The organism is Halovulum sp. GXIMD14793 (genome assembly GCF_054457435.1).
Genome location: NZ_JBTLNE010000114.1, coordinates 1 through 2,792, shown reverse-complemented (window position 1 = coordinate 2,792; position 2,792 = coordinate 1). Strand labels below are relative to the sequence as shown.

At 52.6% G+C, this 2,792-nt stretch carries 3 protein-coding genes; all 3 read right to left on the bottom strand.

What is annotated here, in order from left to right:
- Nucleotides 1-114: 114 nt before the first annotated feature.
- The 3 genes from ACW9UQ_RS18480 to ACW9UQ_RS18470 all read right to left on the bottom strand — a co-directional run bounded on the left by ACW9UQ_RS18480 (nucleotide 115) and on the right by ACW9UQ_RS18470 (nucleotide 2,630).
- Nucleotides 115-717, bottom strand: coding sequence for a GSCFA domain-containing protein (locus tag ACW9UQ_RS18480; RefSeq protein WP_458932462.1), 603 nt, complete (start codon nucleotides 715-717; stop codon nucleotides 115-117).
- Nucleotides 718-846: 129 nt separating this feature from the next.
- Entirely contained in the window at nucleotides 847-1,566 is a 720-nt protein-coding gene (locus ACW9UQ_RS18475) for a hypothetical protein (protein WP_458932461.1), read from the bottom strand.
- Between the two features lie 119 nt (nucleotides 1,567-1,685).
- Nucleotides 1,686-2,630, bottom strand: a complete 945-nt coding sequence (locus ACW9UQ_RS18470) for a GSCFA domain-containing protein (protein ID WP_458932460.1) — start codon at nucleotides 2,628-2,630, stop codon at nucleotides 1,686-1,688.
- Nucleotides 2,631-2,792 lie beyond the last annotated feature (162 nt).

Genomic DNA, 2,792 nt, shown 5'->3' with positions numbered 1-2,792 from the left:
GCTTGAGCAATTTGAGGGCTCCGCGCCCGGCGCGCTTGCCCAAAACGAAACCAACGAATATGAAAACCAGACCCGCAGACTCTCGTTATGAATGAGGGAGCCTCGGGGGGCAGGTCAACAGCTGTGACAGTTGGCATCAAACTGCCCCGCGACCGTGCCCGGGCACATCGGATAGACGTGACCGTCGCTATGCACCCACCCCTCCGTCAGGCCAAGGGTGAAGACCAGAATATCCGCCTGTTTCAGGCCGTTGCGCAGCGCTTCTAACGTGACCTGACGGGCGGCGCGGGCCTGCTCGATATCGTCAAATCCATCAGGTTCAATCGCCGGGCGGAACGGATCATAGACTCGACCGTCCTGATGCCAGAACACGTCAGGTACGGCCGTTTCGTCAAATGCCCAGTCCAGCCACTGAAGCAGCCCGGCGGCGGTGTAGATATTCCCGGTGCGCGCGGAATAGATGTTGTACCCAAACTCGGACGCTATCTCTTCGGGCACGATAGAGGGTGCAGGCTCCGCATTCAACCAATTGAGACCCCAGCCCTGCAACGCCTTGCTGAAATGCTGCGCAAAGCAGGACCCAAAGGTCACGATCCGGGTTTCCGCTGTGATATCAAATTTCGGCTGCCAGAGATCACGCATATCCTGCCAATCCCGCGCCGCCACAGCAGGCCGCCAGAACGCCATCTGAGGCAGGGTTTCATAGGGGTGTGACATTCACTCCATCCAATACTTCGTGATCAGTCAAAACTACCAAAGAACGATCAATCCGTCCTTATCGCTCAGAATAGGGTCTCAAGACTGGTGTCAAAGCAATAACTTCAATAGACACAAACGTCCGCCAATTCACCTGCCGAGACATTTCTGAATATCCTGTAAGACAAGCACACCGTAAAAGCCATTCATGTGATCGCTATCAGCAATATTATGTGTAGCATCCGGGCGCGCCAATCTGACCGACCCAATAGAGAAACTCTCTTCGGTAGTTGCTCCACCAGCTATCGTTTGAGCGGGCTGGGGGACATGGTGGATGCCGCGCTCAAACCAAAAGTCAGAGACCTTTTGTGTTAGGAACGCCAGACAGGCGGAAAGATAGGTCGACGCTTCCGAACCAAATTCATTCTTGCTCATCAACGGTGTTGCGGAAACGATAATCGGCACATCGACGGCCTGACGAACGGCCAAAACAACCTGAGCAACGGGATCGCTTTCAACAAGATCCTGATGCGATCTGTCGAAAAACGCACCCGAAAGGCGCATAGGATTGCAATCAGCGCGGAGAAACGATCTCAAAAGGAAACGTGTGCCCAGCGTGCCTGAATGAAAAACCAGCGCACCAAACTCATCGACAGGCAGCTTTTCATAAAGACCACCGGATATCTTTTTCGCGATCGTTCGATTGCCAACTTCCAGGACGCCATTTTTGAAACTGATACCGCGAAAATTATCTCTGGGTGCACCCCAAAAAACGAGATCATCACCCTCAGTATACAGCTGCTCATTGATCGCCTGCTGCAACGCCGCAAGTTGACTGTTGCCTATTATAGCAATCGGTTTCACGCTCATTTGTCGAATGCCTCAAGAAGGCGCTCTTCGCAGACCAGATCGTCTTCTTCAGCGTCTGATGTTTCTGCGTTTTGCTCGGCTGGGCGCCAGTTCGCAGGTTTGAGGCCAAACTTCTGAGCTTACGCGTCGAAAAAGCTCTTCATGACGAATGCAACACCTTCTGGCGCAACAGAGCGCATGTTTGGCATGAAGAATCTTCCGCCAAAAGCAGGTGCGCTGATTATCTCATAGGACGGGAAATAGTCTACGATACCGTATTGTTTTTGCAGCGACCCGCAAACTGCACGTAGCAGCGACTTCGAGTACATGGTTGCAACAAGAACGTGCTCATCTGATGCGGTCGCAGTCAACGGTACAGGCGATACAGTCAACAGAATCCGAACACGGGGGTTTTGCTGGCGTAAAATGTTGATCGCGCTCCGCATAGCGCTGTTCAATTCCATAAAGCTATAGTTCTTGAACTTGTGCATCTCGGCATCGAAGTGTCCTGCCACTGTTCCAGGGCAGATCGCATAACTGACCGAGGTTTCAGAATTTACCCAACCCTCGGTCAGGCCCATGGTAAAAACAAAACGGTCGCAGTCAGTGACAGCACGACCAAACGCCTCTACGCAAACCGCACGGCTTTCCAGAAGCTCCTCTACACTTGCAAAGCCATCAGGTTCTATCGCAGGGCGAAACGGATCATAGAAGCGACCGTCTTTCTCCCACACTTCATCTTCCGGAAATGCCTGCTGACCGCTTGCCGCCCGCAACCACTGCAGCAGATCAGCCGCAGTGTATATGTTCCCGGTCCGCGCCGAAAAAACGCCATAGCCAAAATCACGTGCTGTGCTTTCCGACACAAAAGACGGAGCCTTTTCGGCATTGAGCCAATGAAAGCCATGCTCGATAAGGGCCCTGCTGAAATGCTGCGCAAAGCAGGACCCAAATGTAACGACGCGATTAGATCGGGTAAATCTGAAGCGCGGGTTCCAAAGCTGGTCTATGTGCTCCGCATATCTGTCCCCGACTGCAGGCTTCCAAAAAGCCTTTTTGGGCAGATCAGAATACGGATGTGTCATTGGAAACCCAAGCCTCAGCGTCTATTTTTTGGCTTCAAGTGTATTAGAGCACCGTCCATTTAATCTGCAACATACCCGGCAGCCTTGAAGAGATTTCGGCACTCGTCTGGTGGGAAGAGGTCGCATGTTTGTGCAACGGATTTGAAAAGCGCTTCGAAGGTG

Coding starts and splice junctions, on each gene's coding strand:
- ACW9UQ_RS18480 (WP_458932462.1), bottom strand. CDS start 717: ATGTCACACCCCTATGAAACCCTGCCTCAGATGGCGTTCTGGCGGCCT.
- ACW9UQ_RS18470 (WP_458932460.1), bottom strand. CDS start 2,630: ATGACACATCCGTATTCTGATCTGCCCAAAAAGGCTTTTTGGAAGCCT.
- ACW9UQ_RS18475 (WP_458932461.1), bottom strand. CDS start 1,566: ATGAGCGTGAAACCGATTGCTATAATAGGCAACAGTCAACTTGCGGCG.